This is a genomic window from Bacteroidales bacterium (genome assembly GCA_013314715.1).
Taxonomy (GTDB): domain Bacteria; phylum Bacteroidota; class Bacteroidia; order Bacteroidales; family GWA2-32-17; genus Ch61.
In genome coordinates, this window is sequence record JABUFC010000006.1 from 35,788 (window position 1) to 58,460 (window position 22,673).

At 31.9% G+C, this 22,673-nt stretch carries 20 protein-coding genes; 9 read left to right on the forward strand and 11 right to left on the reverse strand.

Annotated features, from left to right (window positions below; translation table 11 throughout):
* The first annotated feature begins 53 nt into the window (after positions 1–53).
* Together HPY79_02370 and HPY79_02375 are read left to right on the forward strand one after the other, a co-directional pair.
* Complete coding sequence (locus HPY79_02370; protein ID NSW44659.1) at positions 54–3,116, forward strand: ATP-binding cassette domain-containing protein; 3,063 nt, start codon at positions 54–56, stop codon at positions 3,114–3,116.
* Complete coding sequence (locus HPY79_02375) at positions 3,106–4,008, forward strand: hypothetical protein (GenBank protein ID NSW44660.1); 903 nt, start codon at positions 3,106–3,108, stop codon at positions 4,006–4,008. The genes HPY79_02370 and HPY79_02375 overlap by 11 nt, the downstream gene beginning before the upstream one ends.
* Positions 4,009–4,056: 48 nt before the next feature.
* Here the strand turns inward: HPY79_02375 and HPY79_02380 are convergent, their stop codons facing one another.
* From HPY79_02380 to HPY79_02405, 6 genes are all read right to left on the reverse strand, one after another.
* A complete protein-coding gene (locus HPY79_02380) occupies positions 4,057–5,196 on the reverse strand; it encodes an endonuclease/exonuclease/phosphatase family protein (protein NSW44661.1) in 1,140 nt (379 codons plus the stop codon).
* Positions 5,193–6,062, reverse strand: a complete 870-nt coding sequence (locus HPY79_02385; protein ID NSW44662.1) for a rhomboid family intramembrane serine protease — start codon at positions 6,060–6,062, stop codon at positions 5,193–5,195. The genes HPY79_02380 and HPY79_02385 overlap by 4 nt, the downstream gene beginning before the upstream one ends.
* On the reverse strand, positions 6,062–6,880 hold the full coding sequence (locus tag HPY79_02390) for a rhomboid family intramembrane serine protease (protein NSW44663.1): 819 nt from the start codon (positions 6,878–6,880) through the stop codon (positions 6,062–6,064). Before HPY79_02390 ends, HPY79_02385 begins: the two co-directional genes overlap by 1 nt.
* Positions 6,881–6,886: 6 nt before the next feature.
* Positions 6,887–8,668: a DNA mismatch repair endonuclease MutL gene (gene mutL, locus HPY79_02395; GenBank protein NSW44664.1), complete on the reverse strand. Its 1,782-nt coding sequence runs from the start codon at positions 8,666–8,668 to the stop codon at positions 6,887–6,889.
* A 2-nt stretch (positions 8,669–8,670) separates the two neighbouring features.
* Positions 8,671–8,919, reverse strand: a complete 249-nt coding sequence (locus tag HPY79_02400) for a hypothetical protein (protein ID NSW44665.1) — start codon at positions 8,917–8,919, stop codon at positions 8,671–8,673.
* Between the two features lie 81 nt (positions 8,920–9,000).
* The gene (locus HPY79_02405) at positions 9,001–9,279 is read right to left on the reverse strand and encodes a pyrimidine/purine nucleoside phosphorylase (GenBank protein ID NSW44666.1); all 279 of its coding nucleotides are present in this window, start codon (positions 9,277–9,279) and stop codon (positions 9,001–9,003) included.
* Positions 9,280–9,421: 142 nt separating this feature from the next.
* On the opposite strand from HPY79_02405, the gene HPY79_02410 reads away from it, so the two are divergent.
* The 7 genes from HPY79_02410 to HPY79_02440 all read left to right on the forward strand — a co-directional run bounded on the left by HPY79_02410 (position 9,422) and on the right by HPY79_02440 (position 17,223).
* Positions 9,422–11,839: an MMPL family transporter gene (locus tag HPY79_02410; protein ID NSW44667.1), complete on the forward strand. Its 2,418-nt coding sequence runs from the start codon at positions 9,422–9,424 to the stop codon at positions 11,837–11,839.
* A gap of 122 nt (positions 11,840–11,961) precedes the next feature.
* Complete coding sequence (locus tag HPY79_02415) at positions 11,962–12,936, forward strand: NAD-dependent epimerase/dehydratase family protein (GenBank protein ID NSW44668.1); 975 nt, start codon at positions 11,962–11,964, stop codon at positions 12,934–12,936.
* A complete protein-coding gene (locus tag HPY79_02420) occupies positions 12,908–13,876 on the forward strand; it encodes a polyprenyl synthetase family protein (GenBank protein ID NSW44669.1) in 969 nt (322 codons plus the stop codon). Before HPY79_02415 ends, HPY79_02420 begins: the two co-directional genes overlap by 29 nt.
* Before the next feature lie 95 nt (positions 13,877–13,971).
* Positions 13,972–14,838, forward strand: a complete 867-nt coding sequence (locus tag HPY79_02425) for a 4Fe-4S binding protein (protein ID NSW44670.1) — start codon at positions 13,972–13,974, stop codon at positions 14,836–14,838.
* 30 nt (positions 14,839–14,868) lie between these two features.
* Positions 14,869–16,524, forward strand: coding sequence for a hydroxylamine reductase (gene hcp / locus HPY79_02430; GenBank protein NSW44671.1), 1,656 nt, complete (start codon positions 14,869–14,871; stop codon positions 16,522–16,524).
* 49 nt (positions 16,525–16,573) lie between these two features.
* Positions 16,574–16,900 (forward strand): cupin domain-containing protein, encoded by a 327-nt coding sequence (locus HPY79_02435; protein NSW44672.1) that lies wholly within the window; start codon positions 16,574–16,576, stop codon positions 16,898–16,900.
* A gap of 5 nt (positions 16,901–16,905) precedes the next feature.
* Entirely contained in the window at positions 16,906–17,223 is a 318-nt protein-coding gene (locus tag HPY79_02440) for a hypothetical protein (GenBank protein NSW44673.1), read from the forward strand.
* 8 nt (positions 17,224–17,231) lie between these two features.
* Here HPY79_02440 and HPY79_02445 read toward each other — a convergent pair whose 3' ends face one another.
* From HPY79_02445 to HPY79_02465, 5 genes are read right to left on the reverse strand one after another with little or no spacing between them, the layout of a single operon-like run.
* Positions 17,232–19,100: an ABC-F family ATP-binding cassette domain-containing protein gene (locus HPY79_02445; protein NSW44674.1), complete on the reverse strand. Its 1,869-nt coding sequence runs from the start codon at positions 19,098–19,100 to the stop codon at positions 17,232–17,234.
* 6 nt (positions 19,101–19,106) lie between these two features.
* Positions 19,107–20,189 carry an Ldh family oxidoreductase gene (locus tag HPY79_02450; protein NSW44675.1) on the reverse strand — a complete coding sequence of 361 codons (1,083 nt, stop codon included), beginning with the start codon at positions 20,187–20,189 and terminating at the stop codon, positions 19,107–19,109.
* 1 nt (position 20,190) lies between these two features.
* Positions 20,191–20,949: an SDR family NAD(P)-dependent oxidoreductase gene (locus HPY79_02455; GenBank protein ID NSW44676.1), complete on the reverse strand. Its 759-nt coding sequence runs from the start codon at positions 20,947–20,949 to the stop codon at positions 20,191–20,193.
* A complete protein-coding gene (locus HPY79_02460; protein ID NSW44677.1) occupies positions 20,928–22,244 on the reverse strand; it encodes a hypothetical protein in 1,317 nt (438 codons plus the stop codon). Before HPY79_02460 ends, HPY79_02455 begins: the two co-directional genes overlap by 22 nt.
* Positions 22,237–22,668, reverse strand: coding sequence for an OsmC family protein (locus HPY79_02465; GenBank protein NSW44678.1), 432 nt, complete (start codon positions 22,666–22,668; stop codon positions 22,237–22,239). Before HPY79_02465 ends, HPY79_02460 begins: the two co-directional genes overlap by 8 nt.
* Between the last annotated feature and the right edge of the window lie 5 nt (positions 22,669–22,673).

Here is a 22,673-nt window from a genome sequence, read left to right on the forward strand (position 1 = left end):
TTTTTGTACACTTTGAAAACAATTATTACTTTTACTCATAAAAATATAAGGTTATGAGCGAAACCATTTTAAAAGCACTTATGCGTCTTTTTGCGATTATTGCCGATGTAGATAGCGAAAACGAAGGTGGCGTTAGCGATAAAGGGCGCGAGGTGGTTGCATCTTATTTAAAACAACAATTAAGTCAAGAACTTGTCGATCAATATTTAGCTCTTTTCGATCAATATTTTCAGGAACAACAAGGCAAAAAAGGTAAGAAACGCCTATCGGCTAATAGTGTAAAAGTTTTAGCTATTTGCTCAAGAATAAACGATGAGCTTCGTCAAGAACAAAAAATTTTGGTACTTCTTAAGTTGCTTGAATTTATTAATTATAATGAAATTATTGGTGAATATGAATTAGAATTTGTCAAAACTGTTTCAGAAACATTTAATATTCCAGCTTTAGAGTACGAAAATTGTAAAGCCTTAATCCTCGAAAAACCCGATAAAATTCCTTACAAAGAACATTTACTCATTATAGATAATCAACTCCAAAATTTTATTGAAGGCGCTAAACATATATATAACGAACAGCTTAAAGGACAATTAGTTGTTTTGCATATTGAGAGTACCAATATGTATGCTTTTGGGTACATCGGCGACGAAACACTTTATTTAAATGGTCAACTTATTTACCCTAAAAGAGTTTATATTTTAGTAAAAGGATCCACTATTAGAAGCTCAAAATTAGCTCCAATTTATTACAGCGATGTAGTAGCCACATTTCTTAGTACCAAACAATCGCAAAAAATTACTTTTACAGCTAAACACGTTTCATTTAAATTTAAAAATTCAAATAATGGTTTACACGATTTTAATTTTAGCGAAGAGACGGGACAATTAATTGGTGTAATGGGAGGAAGTGGAGCCGGTAAATCAACTTTATTAAGTATATTAAATGGTAATTTAAAACCTGACGAGGGCGAAGTTCTTATCAATGGTTTTAATGTTCATACTGAAAAAGAAAAAATTAAAGGTGTTATCGGATTTGTTCCTCAAGATGATTTATTAATCGAAGAACTGACCGTATATCAGAATCTTTATTACAATGCCAAACTTTGCTTTGCAAAATTTAATGAAGAACAAATTCATGATGCGGTAGTTAAAGTATTGCAAGACTTAGATTTATATGAAATTCGCAATTTAAAGGTTGGCGGACCATTAAACAAATTTATCAGTGGTGGACAACGTAAACGCTTGAATATCGCTTTAGAGTTGATTCGCGAACCCGATATAATGTTTGTTGATGAGCCTACATCTGGTCTCTCTTCGATGGATTCTGAAATGGTCATGGATTTGCTAAAAGAAATTACATTAAAAGGTAAGTTAGCTATTGTAAACATACACCAACCATCGTCCGATATTTTTAAATTATTCGATAAGATTCTTATCCTTGATAAGGGTGGATATCCCATATATTATGGCAACCCAGTTGAATCGCTCATATATTTCAAAAAAGCTATCAATCATGTAAATGCCGATGAAAGTGAGTGTCGTTGTTGCGGTAATGTTAACCCCGAGCAGGTTTTGCAAATTGTTGAAACCAAGGTTGTTGATGAATATGGAAAGCTCACACGGAATAGAAAATTTGCACCTTCCGAATGGTTTAAACTTTATAAAACTACATTAGATAATGCTTTTAAAGAAAAGAAATACGAAAAAGTAATTCCAACCAATAATTTTGATATTCCATCACGTTGGAATCAGTTTAAAATATTCATTATTCGCGATGTTCTTTCTAAACTTACTAATAAACAATACGTCCTTCTTAATTTTTTAGAAGCCCCTGTTCTTGCAATTATTTTAGGATATTTTACAAAGTATATTGCTGGCGAACGATACATTTTTAGCGAAAACGAAAATCTTTTTGCATATCTGTTTATGGCTATTGTGGTTGCTTTGTTTTTAGGAATGACAGTTAGTGCCGAAGAGATTATTCGCGACAGAAAAATTTTGCAACGCGAAAAGTTTTTAAACTTAAGCCGCTTTAGTTATATAAATGCAAAAGTGATTATAATGTTTGTATTGTCGTCAATTCAAATGATAACTTTTGTGTTGATAGGTAATACCATATTAGGGATAAAAGGATTAACGCCCGAATATTATTGGATTTTGTTTACTACTGCTTGTTTTGCCAATATGTTAGGATTAAACATTTCGTCGGCTCTTAACTCAGTTGTAACTATTTACATTTTGATACCCTTTATTTTAGTACCTCAACTTTTATTAAGTGGGGTAATTGTTAAGTTTGATAAATTACATAAATCGGTCGCAAGTGTTCGTTATGTGCCTATTGCTGGCGATTTAATGACCTCACGTTGGGCATTTGAAGCTTTAGCAGTTACACAGTTTAAGAAAAACAAATGGGAAAAAAATTTTTTTGAAATCGATCAACGAAAAAGTTTTAATGAGTTTCGTTTTAACTATTTAATACCCGAATTACTTAACCGTTTAGATGCATGCGAGCGTTATCTTACCGATAAATCGGTGAATGTTTCTTTTGATAAAAATTTGCTCATTATTAAAAATGAAATTACTGTGTTGGAGCAATTATTTGCAAAAAAGAAATTTAAAAATTTTGAACAACTTAACCCCGAAAAATTTAATGCTAATGTAGCCTCGAAAGTTCGTGATTACCTCGAAGAAAAACGAAAGTTTTTTGTAAAACAATATAATAAAGCAACGGCCGATGGTGATAAAAAACTAAGTGAGTTGTCTCAAAAATATTCTCAATCTGATTTGGTTAAATTAAAAGAAGACTATTATAATATTTCGCTTGCCGATTTAGTTACAAATAAAAATACTTTTCAAACATTAGTTGAAGACAATGATCGCTTAATTCAATTGACAAAGCCTATTTTTAAAGACCCTGAATCGAATTATGGAAGAGCTCATTTTTATGCTCCATATAAACGTATAGGAAGTATTGAAATAGATACATTCTGGTTTAATACAATGTTTATTTGGTTTACAACTATTTTTATGTATATAGCTCTTCAGTTTGATTGGTTAAGAAAATTGTTGACTAGTTCTATATGGTTAAAAATTAAATTTTTTAAAAAGAATGACGATTAGTGGTTTTACAATGGTGCGTAATGCCACCAAACTTTATTTCCCTATTAAAGAAAGTATATCAAGCATTTTACCAATAGTAGATGAATTTGTAGTGGCTTTAGGTAAGGGCGATAATGACGATAAAACCCAAGAAGAAATATTGTCGTTACAATCATCTAAAATAAAAATCATACATCGCGAATGGGACCCTGTTTTATATAAAGATGGTAAAATATTTGCCCATGAAACGAATGTCGCTTTAAATGAATGTAATGGCGATTGGTGTTTTTATTTGCAAGCCGACGAAGTCATTCATGAGGATGATTTATCTTATATTCAGCAAGCTTGTCAGCACTTTTTGAACAATAAGCGAGTAGATGGATTTACCCTAAAATATCATCATTTTTTTGGCGATTATCAGCATTATTTACCTATTCACGGATGGTGTCGTAATGAAATTCGTATTATTAGAAATAGAATAGGGGTTTATTCATATAACGATGCCAATACTTTTAGAAAAGGTAATAATGAAAAGTTGAACATTATTGCTTTAAACGCATACGTATATCATTATGGGTGGGTTCGCCCCCCTGTTTTAATGCAAAAAAAGAAAAATGTACAAGACTCGATTCACGCTGGCAATAAAGAAATGGTAGCTAAGGAAGAGTTTTTTACCTATGGGAATTTATCTAAAGTACCGCAATATAAAGGCTCTCACCCAAAAGTGATGCACGAACGTATAAAAAATCTTTTTTGGAACAATGAATTATCTTTCGAAAAGGTAAGGCTACTTCGCCCCAAGATGAAGCACGAAAAGTTGAAATATAAACTATTAAGTTTTTTTGAAAACAAAATCTTAGGAGGCAAGCAACTTTTTGGATATAAGAATTGGAAAAAAGTTGGGCGATATTAAAAAAAAAAACGGCAAAAATATGGACTCTAACACCGAAAAATTCTACTATTAAGGCTTTAATGTCATGGTACAAGTTACAGGAAAGTGGTCGCTAACATTTATTCTATGAATTTGGTAATTACACGAATTAAAATCATCACTGTACAATATGTAATCAATTCGCAAAAATGGAATATTACCATTGTATGTCGAGCCTAAATATTTGTCAATTAATGAATAACTATCATTTAAGTTTTTAGAAATTACGGAATATGTGTAAGAAGAAGGGGTGTCGTTAAAATCACCACAAACAATAACAGGGAAGGGGCATGTGTTAATATGTTGAGCTATGATTGTTGCTTGAGTATTCCTTTTTTTGGAAGCATTGATGAGTCGGCGTAAAACAGATTTCGATTTATTCAGTTCCAGACTATCGGGTTTATGCTCTAGCGACGAAATAAAAGCATAATCTTCGCTACCTAACCTAACACTCTCGAGATGCATATTATATATTCTTACAGTATCTGAGTGTACAAGAATATCGGTATATATACACATATTCGAGGTACCCGAAAAAGTTATTTCTCCTTTATTAACAATAGGAAATCGTGTAATAGTAGCAATACCAAAGAAGTCTGTTTTTCTATTAACTACAGGAAAATAAGTATGAATATTTTCAGTTTTTATGCCTTTAAGCAAGAAATCTGTTGTAATGTATTTGCCGTCGCTTTGATAATAATACTCCTGAAAGCAAGCTATATCGGGGCTTTGTTTTACAATAAAATCTAATATGTTTTGGTGATTGGGGTGATGGTTTTTCCAATTGTAAACATCAAATAACCGAACATTAAAAGTCATAACATCAAATGATTTAGTGGATGGTATGGTGCAGTTTTTAGAATAAAAGATAGAAGTAATATTTAAATATTTGTTAAAGACACTAATTCCCCAAACAAAAAAAGGTAATAAAATTAGAAGGGTTGTAAAGTATTTACGATACAAAGCAATAATAGAAAAAATAATAAAAACTAAAAAAATATAAGGAAATCCTAATGCAAAAATGGTCGGTAATGACCACGTATTAGCATCTATATACTTGGCTAACAAAGCTAGTATAAGAAGAAGTGAATTAAATATATAAATACTAATAAACAAGCTTTTTACAATGCGTCGAAATAGGCTTTTTTTCTTTTTATTGTTTAAACTCATTTGTGGCTAGATTTGAAAAGTGTTTCTTTTTCTTTTTTACTAAGACTTTCGTAACCTTGTTTTGAAATTTTGTCTAATATTCTATCAATTTCTTTTTGAAGTTGAGCTTTTCTAAAATTGTATTCTTGGTCGTTCATTTCTCTAACATTTTTTTGAGAAAAGCTTATATTTCTTTTAAATTTAGGAATTCGAATAGAAGGAAACTTAAGTTTAGGTTGACGTAAAAGCAAACCATAACAAACTCCATAAAATGCACCACCCAAATGAGCAATATGCCCACCACTATTTTCGCTAGCAATACTAAGAAAATCGATTACAATAGTAAAGATTGCAATATGCTTAAGTTTAACTTGTCCAATTAATAATAGGTTCATTCTATATTCGGGTATATAAAACGATATTGTAACAACAACTGCAATAACAGCAGCTGAAGCTCCTAAAGCCTTTGAAACAGAAACTATATCTTTAAAAGCAGGAAATAAATTAAAGGCTAAAATGTAAAAAAGTGCACCCAATAATCCACCTATCACATAAGTGTATAATAATTTTTTTGAACTTAAATAATCAATGAAAATTTTACCAAACCAGTAAAACCAAAGCATGTTAAAAACTATATGAAGAATTTCTTCGTGCGTAAACATATAAGTTATAGGTGTCCATGGAAAGTATTTTAAGCTATCTAAATTGGCTGGCAACATTAAGTAGTTTAAAACATAATAAACCCCTTGATTTTCAAAATGCATTAAAAATACAAATAGGCGTGATAGACTAACAAGTATATAAACGGCAATATTAATATACAATAACTTAGTTAAATAATTACCGTACTTAAATTTATTCCAATATTTTAAAATTATATTTTTCATTAATAACTTCTATATTTTTTTCGCCAAAATAATATAAGTATTAGTCCAAAAAGCATACCGCCTAAGTGAGCAAAATGAGCAACATTGTCGCCGGGTTGATTCATAATACCACTATAAAGTTCAAAAAATCCATACAAAATAACGAAGTATTTTGCCTTTATTGGAACAAAAAAATAAAGATATATAAGTGCATTGGGAAAAATCATACCAAAAGCAAGTAATAAACCAAAAACAGCACCCGACGCTCCAACTGTAGGAATATTGATTTGGGTTAAATACTGATAATCTAAAAATTTGAATGAATCACTCACAAAACTTGGGTCATTTCTTAATAAAGACCAAGAACTAATGAAATCGTTAAGTTGTAGTTGATATTCTGGAAAATAGTTAACAATTAAATAAGCGAAAGATTCAGGAGAAGGACTATTTTTGTAAGCAATTATAGCTTGTTCTAAACCGTAAAATCGAAACCAACTAATCAATAAGTGTAAAGCTGCCGCTCCTAAACCTGTAAAAAAGTAATAGTATGCAAAACGCTTACTCCCCCATATGTTTTCAATAGCTGAGCCAAACATCCACAAAGCAAACATATTAGAAAAAATATGCATAAAATTTCCGTGCATGAACATATGGCTGATTAACTGATACCATTGAAAGTTTTCTGATTTAAAATAGTATAAACCTAGATAATGAGTTAAATCTAAGTCGAATTTACTTTGAAACAAATAGGTAGCTAAAAACATTAAGCCGTTGATAATAAGTATGTTTTTTACAACGGGTGGCATCAATCTAAATCGAGTAGGAGAATAATAATTCATTTGAATTTAATTAAATAATTGATCAATTTCTTCATTTAAAATAGTAACAAATATTTTTTTGCCATCTGGAGTATATTGCGGCTGAGAGCAACTGAAAAGGCTGTCAAAAAGATTTTGACGCTCATTCTCGCTTAATATTTGTCCTTTTTTTATAGCCGATGATTTGGCAAGTTTTAATAGCATATCACTGATATTTATTTCATCTGGATTTTTTTCAAGTTCATTAAATTGATGAATAAAATCGTATAAACTGCTAATAATATTAAAGTTACTCCAATAAGATGGAATTCCTTCTATATTGAACACACCATTTGTTAAAAGTGTTATCTGAAAACCTAAACGTTTAAGATGAGGAATTATATATTTAAAATACTCAGCTTCATGAGCAGGTAGTTCTAATGTTTCTGGAAAAATTAGTTTTTCAGTATAAAGTTCATCTTTTTGATATTTACTTTCAAGTAGTTCGTATAATACTCTAACGTGTGCACGATATTGGTCAATGAGCATTAAGCCCGATTTAATGTTTACTAATAAGTATTGATTTTTTATCTGTAAAATATTTTCATTTGAAGCATCAGAAATTGAATTTTGTATGATATCTAATTTTTCTTGTCTCTCAGTTGTTGGTTGTCCTTCAAAAAGTTTTTGCCAATCGGATGCATTAGTTTTCTTATTTTTAGTATCAAAGGGATTATAGTTTGGGTTTATGTGAATTTTTGGTGCAGTAAGTGGTTGATTTTTTGAAATGTTTGGCAACTGAATGCTACTTTCGTTTTCAAAATCGATGTTCGGAAGAATATTGGTTTTTCCTAGTGTTTGTCGAACTGCTGCTTCAAGAATTTGAGCAATTGCACGTTCATCCTCGAACTTAATTTCTGTTTTAGTTGGATGAATATTTACATCGATGGTGTTAGGGTTGCAATTAAAAAATATAAAATACGAGGGCATGGTTTCGGGCAAAAGCAACTTTTCATATGCATTAAGTATTACTCTATATAAAAATGGGTGTCGCATATAACGGTTATTGACAAAGAAAAACTGTAAGCTATTTTTTTTCTTCGCAAATTCGGGCTTGCCAATAAAACCATGAATAGAAATAATAGAGGTGTCAACTGATATATCAAGTAATTCGTTCGATAAATTTTTTCCAAATAAATGAATTATTCTTTGTTTAAGGCTACTAGGTTGAAGATTGTATATTTCGGTATCATTGTGGCTTAAATAAAACGCGATAGATGGATGTGCCATAGCAATACGATGAAATTCATCTAATATATGTTTAAATTCTATGGCATCCGATTTTAAAAAACGACGACGAGCAGGAATATTAAAAAATAAGTTTTTTATGGTAAAAATGCTGCCTTGTTGACAAATAATAGGTTCTTGTTTTATTAATTTACTTCCATGAATTTCAATCTTTGTGCCTATTTCTGATCCTTCTTTACGGGTTTGTAGTTCAACTTGAGCAACCGACGAAATGGCTGCAAGTGCTTCTCCTCTAAAACCAAAAGTAGAGATGGCAAATAAGTCGTGTGCTTCTGTTATTTTTGAAGTTGCATGACGTTCAAAAGCTAGACGCGCATCTACTTCAGACATACCCATACCATCGTCTATTATGCTAATAGAAGTCTTTCCGCCATCTTTAATGTTTACTCTAATGTTTTTAGCAAATGCATCAATAGCGTTCTCCATTAGCTCCTTTACTACAGAAGCTGGACGCTGAACCACTTCACCAGCAGCAATCTGATTGGCTACTGCATCGGGTAGTATATGAATTACTTGGTCAATCATTATGAGTAAAGAAAATAAATAGCTAAAAATGTTAACGCTATAATAATAGCTATAAGACGTATGTTCGATTTTGTGGTTTCCTTGCGTTCTTTTCTATCTTTTCTAAAGCTAATTTTACGTTCTGTTTCAATATTCTGGGAAGTTTGCTGCTTTCTTTTTTCAAATTCTTCTTTTTCGGGGTCGTAAAAAACTGGTTTATAATTATATGATCTTGCCTGTGGCAATTTAAAAAAGCTTATTCCAAACATAAAATATTTTTGTACAAAGGTAATAGCAAATTTACAAAAAAACGAAGTGTCTTTTTGTAAAGGATGAAAAGAAATAAAAAATTATTTATAGTAGCAAATATAAGCAGTGTCGCGTAGTATTTCTACATTAAATTTAATATTTGCTGGAACTATAAAATATTGACCTTTACAATAGGTTTTCTTTTCTTGCCCAGGTATAGAAACTAGCATTTCACCTTCGATAATTTCCATTTTTTCTTCTGATGATGTGCCAAATTCATAGTTGCCAGGGAGCATTACACCTACAGTAGCTTTACCTTCATGAGTAATAATGGCCATCGATTTTACATTACCATTGAAATATTCGTTTATTTTAATCATATTTTTTTTTACAAAAAAAGCAATAAAATTGAACCCTATCCATGAGTTTTATCACTTTATTTCAATAAAAACAAATTTTGTATATTGCTATTTTCGTTTTGCGTAAATTTTAACGTAACTTAGCAGGCTAAATTTTAAATTTATGTGGCAACTTATTGCTTCTGTTATTTTGCGTAAAAAATGGTACGTGCTTTCAACGGTCGCGGGACTTATTTTGATAATGTTATTTTTTTCAAAGAATGTACAAATGTCATACGAGTTGGCTCAAATGTTGCCAAAGTCTGATTCTACATTTAAGCAATATCTTGATTTTAAAGAGAAATTTGGCGAAGATGGAACTGTAATGGTAATTGGAGTTACTGATACGAACTTTTTTACACTTAGTCATTTTCAAGATTGGTACGATATTAATCAAAAAATTAAACAATTAAGTGGAGTAGAAGAAGTTGTTTCGCCTACTCGCATTATTAATTTAACAAAAAATGATAGTATTAAAAAGTTCTCGTTTATTAAAGTAGTTGCTAAACGACCCGAGAGTCAGCAAGAAGTAGATAGTATTAAAAGAGAACTTCAAAAAATTAATTTTTATAAAGGATTGATATACAACTTAGATAAACATTTATATTTAATGGCTATAACCATAAATAAAAAACGTATTAGCGATAAAAGCCGTGTTTTTTTAGTTGACTCTATTGATAATTATGTCAAACAATACACACAAAAATATAGAGTTGAAACACATATTTCTGGATTGCCATATATACGTACAGCTCAAACCGAAAAAATAAAGAATGAATTATTTCTTTTTATAATATTATCCATCATTGTTGCATTTTTTGTACTTATTGGATTATTCCGTTCCTTTCGTTCGGTAATGGCTTCGCTTATTGTGGTAGGTATTAGTGTCGTTTTTACAATAGGTCTCATGGGTATTTTTGGCTTCAAAATTACTATCTTAACAGGCATTGTTCCTTCTTTATTGATTATTATAGGTATAGAAAATTGTATTTTCTTATTAAATAGATATTTAAGTGAATATGATAGCCATAAAAACAAAGTTAAAGCATTAGCCCGAATTATTCAGCGAATAGGCACGGCTACTTTTTTAACAAATTTAACTACTGCTGTTGGTTTTGCAACCTTTATTTTATCTTCTTCACAAATTCTTAAAGAGTTCGGAATAGTTGCTTCTATTAATATAATGATTGAATTTTTATTATCTATAACATTAATTCCAATTATTCTTAGTTTTTTACCTGAACCTAAAGAAAGACATACGAAGCATTTAAAGAGTCATAAAACGAATTTTATATTAAATGCTATCGAAATTATAATAGTAAAATACAAAAAATGGGTATTTGCTTTTTTTGTTGCTTTATTAATTATGGGTATATGGGGTATGACATTAATGCATACTTCCGGAAAAATGGTCGATGATTTAAAAAAATCCGATCCAATTTTACAAGATTTGTCTTATTTTGAAGCTAATATAGGGGGCATAATGCCATTCGAAATTTCTATTGATACAAAAAAGAAAAATGGTGTCATGCAGCTTAAAAATATTAAGAAAATGAATTTATTGCAAGAGCATATTGCTCAAAATTACTCAATTTTTTCTAAACCTATTTCCATTGTTGAATTGGTTAAATTTGCAAAACAGGCTTATTATAATGGAAATCCCGAAAAATATACAATGCCTAAAGACGATGAAGCTACTTTTATTTTGTCCTATATTCCAGGTAAAGAAGATGTTAACGATTCTATAGCTCAGAAAAATCCATTACACGCTTTTGTCGACTCAGCAAAAAAAATTACACGCATTAGTTATCAAATGAAAGATATCGGTTTAAAAGAAATGAATAATTTAAAAACTGAATTATCTTCTTATATCGATTCGCTCTTTCCAAAAGAAAAATATAATGTTGTTTTAACAGGTAATTCGGTTGTATATACCAAAGGGACTGAATATTTAATCGTAAATTTATTGCAAAGTGTATTTTTAGCTATTTTTATTATTAGTTTAATAATGGGAATGTTATTTACTTCAATAAGAATGATAGCGATTACTGTATTACCTAATCTTATCTCTTTAATAGTAGTTGCAGGTTTGATGGGATATTTTAATATTCCTATTAAACCTTCTACAATCATTGTTTTTAGTATTGCATTAGGTATTGCAGTAGATAATGCTATACATTTTTTAACTCGCTATCGATTCGAATTAAGAACTCATAACTACGATGTTAAACTAGCAGTATTAAATTCCTTACATGGCAACGGAATTAGTATGCTTTCGTCTTTATTGGTTCTTGTGCTCGGTTTTAGCATTTTTATTTTTTCCGATTTTGGTGGTACACAAGCAATGGGAATACTGGTAACTTTAACTTTATTATTTTCGATGTTTTGTAATATTATTTTGCTTCCTACATTAATATATTCTTTTTCAGATTCTTTATCTAAGAAATCGATTGATAAACCCTTACTCGAAATGTTTGATGAACCTGAAATAGAAACAGATATGGATGATGAAAATGAAGTTAATAACAATTCTAATTTATGAAATAGCCATGAGAACAAATTCACACAAACCGAAAATGAAATTTACACACAAACAAACATCACTATTTGTTCGAATGGCGTATTCCATGTAACCTTAGTATATAATTTAAAAAATAATTACACATGAAAAAAATATTAGTAACAGGCGGAGCAGGTTTTATTGGTAGTCGTTTGTGCGAAAAATTGCTTGAATCAAATGAAATATTTGTTGTTGCTGTTGATAATTTATTAACAGGACATATAAAAAAATTACCAGCTTCACATCCAAATTTCCGTTTTATTAGAGCCGATGTTAATAATAGAGGCGAAATAGCCGAGATAATGATGTCTTGGAAATTTGATTTTGTATTTCATTATGCTGCTGTTGTAGGTGTTAAGCGAACTATAGAAAATCCACTTCTTGTTTTAAGAGATATTGACGGTATTCGAAATATACTCGAACTAAGTAAAAACACCGGTGTTCAGCGTGTGTATTACAGTTCTTCATCCGAAATATATGGCGAGCCTGTTGAGTTCCCACAAAACGAAGACACAACGCCCCTTAACTCTCGCTTACCATATGCTATTGTAAAGAATGTTGGGGAGGCTTATTTACGTTCTTATCAAAGAGAATTTGGACTTGATTATACTATTTTTCGTTTTTTTAATACTTATGGACCTAAACAAAGCCGAAATTTTGTGATTTCAAAGTTTATAGCTAGTGCACTAAAAAACGAAGATATAACAATTTATGGCGATGGCTTACAAACGAGAACATTTTGCTATATCGACGACAATGTAGATGCATGCATTCAAGCTTTTAATTATAACTATTATGTTAACGATGTAGTAAATATTGGAGGTGACATTGAGACAACGATTCTCGATTTAGCTAAGCTCATAATTCGTATTACGGGATCATCATCGAAAATAGTATTCTTGCCACCACTTAAAGAAGGCGATATGCGAGGACGACGTCCCGATATTACGAAAATGCAAATATTAATCAGCAAGCCTTTAATCTCCCTTGAAGAAGGATTGAAAAAAATCTTAAACGAAGGTTTATTCGAATTAAAATATTCAGACCAAAATGATGACCATATCTGCCATTCAAACTAAAATAAATGAGGCTATTAGATTATTAAAATACCCTGAAAAGCCTGCAGAATTATATTATCCAATTGTTTATATCCTCGAAGATGGCGGTAAGCGATTACGCCCGACATTGCTTTTGTTAGCTTATAACCTTTATAGTGATGATATTGAAAAGGCATTAAAACCTTCTATTGGACTAGAAGTCTTTCATAATTTTACCTTGCTACACGATGATATAATGGATAAAGCCGACACCCGTCGAAATAGACCAACTGTACATAAAAAATGGAACGAAAATGTAGCTATACTTTCTGGCGATGCTATGATGATACATTCATTTCAATATTTTTACAACTTACCTGACGATGTATTTAAACCAGCATTAGAATTATTTACAAAAACTGCACTCGAAGTATGCGAAGGTCAACAATTCGATATGAATTTTGAAACCCAAGAAAATGTATCAATTAAAGACTATATGGAAATGATTCGCCTAAAAACGGCTGTTTTAATAGCAGCCTCATTAAAGTTAGGAGGCATCATTGCACACGCCCCAGAAAAAGACCTCGATTTACTCTACAAAGCAGGTATAAGTTTGGGTCTTGCTTTTCAGTTACAAGATGATTACCTCGATGTATATGGCGATACATCAGTCTTTGGTAAAAACATTGGTGGAGATATAGAGGCAAATAAAAAAACATTTTTAATGCTTACTGCTTTCGAAAAAGCAAATAGTCAACAATTAAATCAATTAAAATTTTATTTCAATGCTGAAATGAGCAGACAACAGAAAGTAGAGTCAATAACTTCTATATACAATCAAATAGGTGTTCCATTTATTACTCAACAAAAAGTACAAGAGCTTACTAACGAAGCTTTAAATTTAATAAACCAATTAACTGTAAAAGAAAAAACATCCGAACTTAAGCTTTTAATTACTAGCCTTATTGCTAGAAATAAATAAAAATCATTATTTTTTTAGAAAATATGATAAAAGTCATTGTATGATGTTTTAAACATTAATATATTTGAGTATTAAAATACTTAAATAATGATAATATGAAACGTAAAGTAATTCAGATAGTTGAAGAAAAATGCACCGGTTGTGGTGAATGTGTTTCGGGATGTGCCGAGGGTGCTTTGCAAATTATTGATGGCAAGGCTCGTTTAATTAGCGATGTGTTATGCGATGGCTTGGGAGCTTGTATAGGAACTTGCCCCGAAGGAGCCATTGAAATAATAGAGCGCGAAGCCGAACCTTACGACGAATCGAAGGTTATGGATAATATGGTGAGCTTTGGTAAAAACACTGTAGTGGCTCATATGAAACATCTAAAAGAGCATGATTTGCACGATTATCTTAAGCAAGCTGTTGCTTATTTAATGGAACACAAGCAAGAACTAGCATTTAATGCAGAAGACGTAATACGTGAGGTTCATTTTTATAGTCCGCATGGTAGTCATGGATGCCCTGGTTCAAAGACGATGCAATTTAAGCAAACAGTAAAAAACGCTACTAATGATACCGACCAACCTTCTGAATTGCGACATTGGCCTGTGCAGATGCATTTAGTTAGCCCTATTGCCCCTTACTTCCAAAATGCCGATGTGCTTTTAGCTGCCGATTGTGTTGCATTTTCAATGGGAAATTTTCATTCAAAATATTTGAAAAACAGAAGCCTCGCAGTTGCTTGTCCAAAACTCGATTCAAACCAAGATGTTTATGTCGATAAGCTTGTAAGAATGATAAACGAAGCTAAAATCAACACACTTACAGTTATGATAATGGAAGTTCCATGTTGCGGCGGATTGCTCCGATTGGTACAAATGGCTATGCAACAAGCTGAGCGGATTGTACCTGTTAAAATGATAAAAGTAAGTCTTCAGGGCGATGTTTTAGAAGAAAAATGGATAAACTTTAATTAAAAATATGTATAACTTAAAAATCAAAGAATTATGAGTATGTTTTGTTATCAATGTCAGGAAGCAGCCAAAGGAATTGGTTGTACTGTAAACGGCGTTTGTGGTAAAAGCGACGATTTAGCTCAAATGATGGATGTGCTTATGTACACATGTAAGGGCTTATCGGTATATACTACAGAACTAAAAAAGCACGGGATTGAAACACCCGAAATGGATCATTTTATTATGACCAGTTTGTTTAAAACAATTACCAATGCTAACTTCGATAAACAGTCTATTGTTGCTTCCATTATGGAAGGCTTAGCATTAAAACGTAAAGCTCGAACATTATTATCATCAAATGGAGTAAAGCTTGATGAAACTACTTTGCCCGAAGCAGCTTCGTGGGATGCTTTTACCGAGCAGGAAATTGAGCGTAAAGCTCCTCATGTAGGTGTATTAGCTACCGAAAACGAAGATGTACGCTCTTTGCGTGAGCTATTAACTTATGGTATAAAAGGTATGGCAGCGTATGCTGAACATGCCTATAACTTGGGTTATGAAGATAAGGAAATATATGCTTTTATGCAGAAAGCATTGGTAAGTACATTAAACGATCAACTATCGGCAGATGAATTGGTTGCATTAGTGATGGAAACAGGCAAATTTGGAGTAACAGCTATGGCATTGCTCGATAAAGCCAATACTACGCGCTATGGCAATCCTGAAATTACTAAAGTTAACTTAGGCGTGCGGAACAATCCTGGTATATTAATCTCAGGTCACGATTTACGCGATATGGAAGATTTGCTCAAACAAACAGAAGGAACCGGAGTAGATGTTTATACACATAGCGAAATGTTACCAGCCAATTATTATCCTGAATTTAAAAAATATAAACATTTTGTGGGTAATTATGGTAGTTCGTGGTGGCATCAACGCGAAGAGTTTGAAAAGTTCAATGGTCCTATTCTTTTTACTACTAATTGTATTGTACCACCTTTAGCTAATGCTAGTTATAAAGATCGTATTTATACAACTGGGGCAGCAGGTTTAGCAGGCGCAAAACATATTGGTGATAGACCCGAAGGTGGAATGAAAGATTTTTCGGAGATTATTGAGCATGCAAAACGCTGCAAACCACCTGTTGAACTTGAAAAAGGTGAAATTATTGGTGGTTTTGCCCATGCACAGGTTTTTGCTTTAGCCGACAAGGTTGTTGAAGCTGTAAAATCGGGTGCTATTAAGAAATTCTTTGTTATGGCTGGATGCGATGGACGCATGAAAGATAGAAATTATTATACCGAGTTTGCTCAAAAACTTCCTAAAGATACTGTAATTCTAACGGCTGGTTGCGCAAAATATCGATATAACAAACTTCCATTAGGTGATATTAATGGCATTCCACGTGTTCTTGATGCAGGACAATGCAACGATTCGTATTCATTAGCTGTTATTGCCCTTAAACTGAAAGAAATCTTCCAGTTGAATGATATCAACGATTTGCCTATTGCATATAATATTGCATGGTATGAACAAAAGGCTGTAATTGTATTGTTGGCATTGTTGTATCTTGGTGTAAAGAAAATTCATCTTGGTCCCACTTTACCTGCATTCCTTTCGCCAAATGTTGCAAAAGTATTGGTAGATAATTTTGGTATCGGTGGAATTACCAATGTTGATGACGATATGAAGATGTTTTTAAATTAATTATTTTTGGCTGCCTCAAAAGGGCAGCCTTTTTTTAAATGTAAATAATATGGAAAATTTTTTTAATCATTCAACCTCTTATTCGCTCATAAATAGCATTGAATATGCCGATGGAGCCATTGTAAGTAAAATTGTAAAAAAGAACGACGCCGGTAATATAACGCTTTTTGCATTTGATAAGGGGCAATTATTGAGCGAACATACGGCTCCTTTTGATGCAATGGTAAATATTATTGAAGGAGTTGGACTTATAAGTATTAACAAAGTAGAATATGAGCTAAAAGCAGGCGACTTTATCATTATGCCGGCTAATATTCCTCATGCTGTTGTAGCAAAAGATAGGTTTAAAATGTTGTTAATTATGCTTAAAAATTAAAAACAATGGAAATAATTGCACCTCAAGAAGGTAACGAACTTCCATTAAATTTTTTAGCAATAAAACGTTTGGAAAGGTCTGACTTAGAGATTGTAGAGATTGTATTAAACGAGAATCAGGTAATTGACTTGCATCGCTTATCGTGCAAAGTGATTTTTTATGTAAAAAATGGCGAAGGAATATTTTTATCTGAAAATGCACAAAAAAAGGTTGATAAAGGGACTATTATTGTTGTAGAACCAGATGAGCTTAGGGGATGGGCATGCGAACAAGGAAAGAATATAGAATTGTTGGTTGTAAAGGTTATGAGATTGGGGCTTTAATGTAACAATTACTCAATTTTTTCTTGTAATTCTAACCATCTAAGTTCCAAAAAATCAATTTCTTCGTTTATTTTGTATAATTTAATAGCGAATTCATTTCTAGCTTGATTATTTGTTTGCGGATCAATGAGTAGTGATTCTACATGTTGTTTTTCTTTTTGTAAATACTCTATTTCTGATTCAATTTGCTCAAGTTCTTTTTGTTCTTTATAACTTAGTTTTTTGATAGATGATTTTGGCTTATTTGTTGTGTGAGTTATTTCTTTTTTGTTGTTTGAGGCAGGTGTTTTTAGATGTATTTCTTTTTTTCTGCGTTCGTTAAGATATTGAGTATAGTTGCCAGGATAGTCTTTTATTATTCCGTTACCTTCGAAAGCAAAAATATGCTCAGTAACTTTATCTAAAAAATATCGATCGTGAGAAACAGCAACCACACAACCATTAAATTGTAATAAATACTCTTCGAGAACATTTAAAGTTAGAATATCGAGGTCGTTTGTAGGTTCATCTAAAAACAGTACATTGGGGTTTTTCATTAGTACTGTAACCAACTGAAGTCTGCGTTTTTCTCCACCGCTTAGTTTTTCAACGAGTGTATATTGCATATTAGGTGGAAAAAGAAAGTAGGTTAGTAATTGACTAGCGGATATATGGCTTCCGTCTGTGGTTGTAATATATTCGGCAATATCTTTTACTACATCTATAACTCTTTTGTCGGCTGGATATTGAATGTTTTCTTGTGTAAAATATCCTAGTACAACCGTTTCGCCATATTCAAAGTGTCCATTATCGGGCTTTATTTGTTGGGCTAGCAATTGTAAAAAGGTTGTTTTTCCACATCCATTAGGTCCTACAATACCGATACGTTCATTCTGGTAAAATTTATATGAAAAGTCTTTTAAAATTATTTTATCACCAAACGATTTAGAAAGGTAATTAATTTCGAGTATTTTTTTTCCTAATCGACGTGTGGCTGTTTTAATTTCAATTTTTTGTTCAATAATTTGCTTATGTGCTTTTTCACTAATTTCATCAAAAGCATTGATCCTATATTTTGATTTGTGGGTTCGTGCTTTGGGCATACGGCGAATCCAATCGAGTTCTTTACGATAAAGATTTTTAGCTTTTTCTATTTCGCTTTGAGCTTGTTGTATGCGTTCGTTACGACGTTGTAAAAAATAAGAATAATTTCCTTCGTATGTGTACAATTGTTTTTGGTCGAGTTCAATAATTTGTGTACATACTTGTTCTAAAAAATAACGATCGTGTGTTACTAAAAAAAGTGTTTCAATTTGATTGTCGAGATATTCTTCTAACCATTCAATCATATCAACATCTAAATGGTTAGTTGGCTCATCTAAAATGAGAATATCGGGTTTGCTTAACAATGTGCGTGCAAGTGCTAATCGTTTTTTTTGTCCACCCGAAAGAGTTTCTATTTTTGTTTGAGCTTCGGGAAGTTCGAGTTTTGAAATAAACTCGTGAATTTGTGATTCGTAGTTCCAGACATTAAGACTATCCATAAGAGCAAGTGCTTCGTTTATTTTCTTTTCGTCGTTTGTTTGTATGGCTAATTGATATTTTTCTTGAGCTTCAACTATTTTTTTATTAGCTTTATGTAGAGTATCAAAAACAGTTTTTTCAATAAATTCTGGGTTTTGAGGAAGGTATCCAATTTGGATGTCTTTTCTTAGGGTAATGGAGCCATTATCTGGACTGTCGATGCCATTTAAAATATTTAGTAAAGTAGTTTTACCTGTTCCATTTTTTGCTATGAGTGCTATTTTATCGCCTTTATGAATGCTAAATGAAATGTTTTCAAATAGCACTATGTCTCCAAAACTTTTTGTTATGTTTTCTGCTTGTAAGAGGACCATAATGAGTTAAAATGGATGTTGAATATTGTATTTTTCTGAAATTTTAATTAAGTCGGTTTGCACTTCTGGTTTTATTATAATACCATTTTGTAAATGATATTGTGTTTTTTCGTATTCAGGCTCTCCAGGAATAAGAACGTGTGAATGGTTTGCATAGGGTTGTGCATTTTTAAATGTAGTAATCCAATCGTCCATTGATTCGAGGAATTCGTTTGCAGGTCTGAATGCATCAATTCTAAAAGCGCCGAAGAAGTGCCCCAATCCTTTTCCTGGCTGGTATTTAGGTAGTTGTAAATATCCAACTTGAGGTGGAACAAAAGGACCAAAGTTAGCTCCCCCAAGTACTGATGAAAAAATATCGATTATTGCACTCATGCAATATCCTTTATGGCTTCCGTGTTCAAAATCGCCTCCCAATGGTACAATGGCTCCGCCTTGTTTTAATATTTGAGGCAGATTGGAGGGATTGCCTTCTTTATCTTGAACAAAACCGTAATCGATGGTTTTGCCTTCTTTTTCGAGTAATGCGAGTTTGCCTCTGGCAATAGGGCTTGTAGCAAAATCAGCAACAAAAGGTGGATAAGATTTTGCAGGAATAGCCACCGCTAGCGGATTGGTACCTAACATACGAGAAATGCTCCATGTAGGTGCTACTAACGGGTTGGCGTTTGTACCCGAAATTCCAATCATGTTTTGTTGGGTTGCCATTAACGCATAATATCCGGCAATGCCATAGTGGTTTGAATTAATTACGCTTGCCCAAGCAGTTCCAGTTTCATGAGCTTTTTCAATAACTAATTTCATCGCTTTTTTAGCAGCAATCATTCCAAAGCCATTATCGGCATCAATGGTTAAGGTCGAAGGAGTTTGATGAATAATTTTTATCTGGGGAGTAAGGTTAATACGTCCTGCTTCCCACAAAGATATATAATCGTTAACCCGCATTAGTCCATGCGATGAAATACCACGCAACTCTGCTGCCATAAGCACTTCGGCAATGGTTTCAGCATCTTCTTGTGGGCAACCAATGGTTATAAATAATTTTTTAGTATATTCAGAAAGAGTTGAATACGCAATGGGTTTATTCATATTATTCTATTTTTCTATTAACCAAAGTTGCTGTAGCTTGTGCAGTTGGCATGACAACTAAATCGTTGATATTAACGTGGGGTGGAAGGGTTAAAATAAATTGTACAATATTGGCAATATCTTCGGCTTGGAGTGCCTTAAAACCTTCATATACTTTAGTTGCTCTCTCGGCATTACCTTTAAATCGTACCATAGAGAATTCTGTTTCGACCATACCAGGGTGTATGGCTGTAACTTTAAAGCCTTTTTCGAGTAGGTCGATTCGCATTCCTTGGGTAAGAGCATCAACAGCGGCTTTAGTTGCACAATAAACATTACCATTGGGGTAGACTTGTTTGCCAGCAATTGAACCAATATTGATTATTTGTTTTGTGCTACTTGCTTTCATAAGTGGCAATACTTTTTTGGTAATATACAAAAGCCCTTTGATATTTGTGTCAATCATAGTCTCCCAATCGTTTAAATCGCCTTCGTCAATGGGATTTAAACCTGCTGCTAAACCAGCATTATTGATGAGGACGTCAATTTTACTCCAATCTTTAGGTAGGGTATTGATAACATGTTCTACTTGTTTAAAATCGCGAATATCAAAATTTAGCGATAATACTTTAGTCTTGGTGCGTAATGTTTTTTCAATATTTGATAATAATTGAGCTCTTCTACCGGTAATAATTAATCGATATCCTTGTTCGGCTAACGTAAAGGCAATTGCTTTTCCAATTCCTGCTGTTGCTCCTGTTATAAAGACGATTTTTTCCATATGGTTTTTATTTTGAAAAATATTTTATTAAAATCGATGAAATTTATTAGCAAATATAATAAAAACGGCAATGCCGGAACTTTATATCTGACTAAAGCGCCTAAAACGGGGGTGGTTAGTCCAATTAAAATAAATAACATTATACTGAATAATAATGAAAACCACATCCAAATATGGAATTGATTTTTTTTGAAAAAAAGAGGTATAAGCAACATAATAATTAATATGAAAAGGTTTTCGATAGCTGCAAGCATTGAAGTGAAATTATGAGCTTCAAAAATATGAGGACGGAATAAGCTATTAAGGAGTGCATTTGGAGTATTGATTAAAAATGAATAAAAAGAATCTTCTAGGCGAGGTATTTCAATTTTACTTCCAACATTGGTAAAAGAATTAATCATATTGATAAAATCGTGTTGTTTGGCAGTTGTTATTTCTGAAAAATTGTAAGGAATAAAATATTCACTTTGGAAATAAAGTGCAATAAAAATGATTGGAATTAAAATAAAAATAATCTCTTTTTTTATATTTTTCAAATGTTTGGAAAGTATAATTGAGATGAATGCTGGTAATGCAATAATAAGAATATACATTTTACTATAAGCTAAAAAAATAGCAAAAAGTAGTATTAAGAGTATTCTTTTTAACGTTATTTGTTTAAGATATTGATTAACTGAATATAATAATCCTCCTAAGCTAAAGAAAACCAAGCTTTCTTTTAATATGGCAGATGACCAAAATGCAGTAGAAGGTATTAAAAAAATAAAGAATGCTAATATTAGGTGATTTTGTGTGAAATATTCTGATAATACTCGAAAGATTGCAAAAAGTCCAATAAATGAAAGAAATAAAAAAATAAGTGTGTTTATAAAATAATTGTTTAATGCGAATAAATTGATAAAAGCATTTAAACGAATGATTGTTTTGTTTTCGTTTATAACCTCGTATTCATAGGGTTTTATCCAGAAATTCATTTTTTTGTAATACTTTTCTTTTATTTCGTTGGTGTTATCGCCAATACCTGTCATCATTTTCAGGTAGTTTGACGGATTATCGCGAAGCGAGTGAAATAGTATTTGTCCATCGTCGTAATATTTAAATATATCATTATCAACTCGGTTGTTTGGATAATAAAGTGTATAGATGCCATATAGAAAAAACGAAACAATTACTTTAAAAATAAAAAATAAAAATATCCATTTATATGAAATGGATGAATCTTTAAAGAATTTCCATTTTGTGATTATCCAGAGAATTAAAAAAAATATAGCGATATAGTAAATAATATTAAGCATTTAGCTGAATCGTTTCGTCGTTAAAAATAAAGGTAATTGATTTTTTAATTTCGGGATGGAGCGACAAATTTACAGGGCAGGTTTCAACTATGCGTTTGAGTGCTTCTTTTTGTTTATTTGTATAATGAACATCTGGGAATGTAAAAATAGCTATTATTTCAGCTATTCTTCTTGGCGAGGTGCCCATTATTTTTGTAACTTCTACTTTAGTACCGTTGATGTTGTAGCCAAAATGTTCGCTTCCAATTCCCATAATGGTAAGTATGCATGAGGCGAACGAAGTTGCGGCTAAATCGGTAGGCGAAAAAAATTCACCTTTACCGTGATTATCGATGGGGGCATCGGTAATTATTTCTGTTCCTGATTGCAAATGCTTGGCTTTTGTTCTTAAATTTCCTAAATAAATTACTTCTGATGTTGCCATAATAT

What these genes read in the sequence shown, in the direction of transcription:
- HPY79_02370 (NSW44659.1), top strand. Translation starts at nt 54, where the DNA reads ATGAGCGAAACCATTTTAAAAGCACTTATGCGTCTTTTTGCGATTATT.
- HPY79_02375 (NSW44660.1), top strand. Translation starts at nt 3,106, where the DNA reads ATGACGATTAGTGGTTTTACAATGGTGCGTAATGCCACCAAACTTTAT.
- HPY79_02380 (NSW44661.1), bottom strand. Translation starts at nt 5,196, where the DNA reads ATGAGTTTAAACAATAAAAAGAAAAAAAGCCTATTTCGACGCATTGTA.
- HPY79_02385 (NSW44662.1), bottom strand. Translation starts at nt 6,062, where the DNA reads ATGAAAAATATAATTTTAAAATATTGGAATAAATTTAAGTACGGTAAT.
- HPY79_02390 (NSW44663.1), bottom strand. Translation starts at nt 6,880, where the DNA reads ATGAATTATTATTCTCCTACTCGATTTAGATTGATGCCACCCGTTGTA.
- HPY79_02400 (NSW44665.1), bottom strand. Translation starts at nt 8,919, where the DNA reads ATGTTTGGAATAAGCTTTTTTAAATTGCCACAGGCAAGATCATATAAT.
- HPY79_02405 (NSW44666.1), bottom strand. Translation starts at nt 9,279, where the DNA reads ATGATTAAAATAAACGAATATTTCAATGGTAATGTAAAATCGATGGCC.
- HPY79_02410 (NSW44667.1), top strand. Translation starts at nt 9,422, where the DNA reads ATGTGGCAACTTATTGCTTCTGTTATTTTGCGTAAAAAATGGTACGTG.
- HPY79_02415 (NSW44668.1), top strand. Translation starts at nt 11,962, where the DNA reads ATGAAAAAAATATTAGTAACAGGCGGAGCAGGTTTTATTGGTAGTCGT.
- HPY79_02420 (NSW44669.1), top strand. Translation starts at nt 12,908, where the DNA reads ATGATGACCATATCTGCCATTCAAACTAAAATAAATGAGGCTATTAGA.
- HPY79_02425 (NSW44670.1), top strand. Translation starts at nt 13,972, where the DNA reads ATGAAACGTAAAGTAATTCAGATAGTTGAAGAAAAATGCACCGGTTGT.
- hcp (NSW44671.1), top strand. Translation starts at nt 14,869, where the DNA reads ATGAGTATGTTTTGTTATCAATGTCAGGAAGCAGCCAAAGGAATTGGT.
- HPY79_02435 (NSW44672.1), top strand. Translation starts at nt 16,574, where the DNA reads ATGGAAAATTTTTTTAATCATTCAACCTCTTATTCGCTCATAAATAGC.
- HPY79_02440 (NSW44673.1), top strand. Translation starts at nt 16,906, where the DNA reads ATGGAAATAATTGCACCTCAAGAAGGTAACGAACTTCCATTAAATTTT.
- HPY79_02445 (NSW44674.1), bottom strand. Translation starts at nt 19,100, where the DNA reads ATGGTCCTCTTACAAGCAGAAAACATAACAAAAAGTTTTGGAGACATA.
- HPY79_02450 (NSW44675.1), bottom strand. Translation starts at nt 20,189, where the DNA reads ATGAATAAACCCATTGCGTATTCAACTCTTTCTGAATATACTAAAAAA.
- HPY79_02455 (NSW44676.1), bottom strand. Translation starts at nt 20,949, where the DNA reads ATGGAAAAAATCGTCTTTATAACAGGAGCAACAGCAGGAATTGGAAAA.
- HPY79_02460 (NSW44677.1), bottom strand. Translation starts at nt 22,244, where the DNA reads ATGCTTAATATTATTTACTATATCGCTATATTTTTTTTAATTCTCTGG.
- HPY79_02465 (NSW44678.1), bottom strand. Translation starts at nt 22,668, where the DNA reads ATGGCAACATCAGAAGTAATTTATTTAGGAAATTTAAGAACAAAAGCC.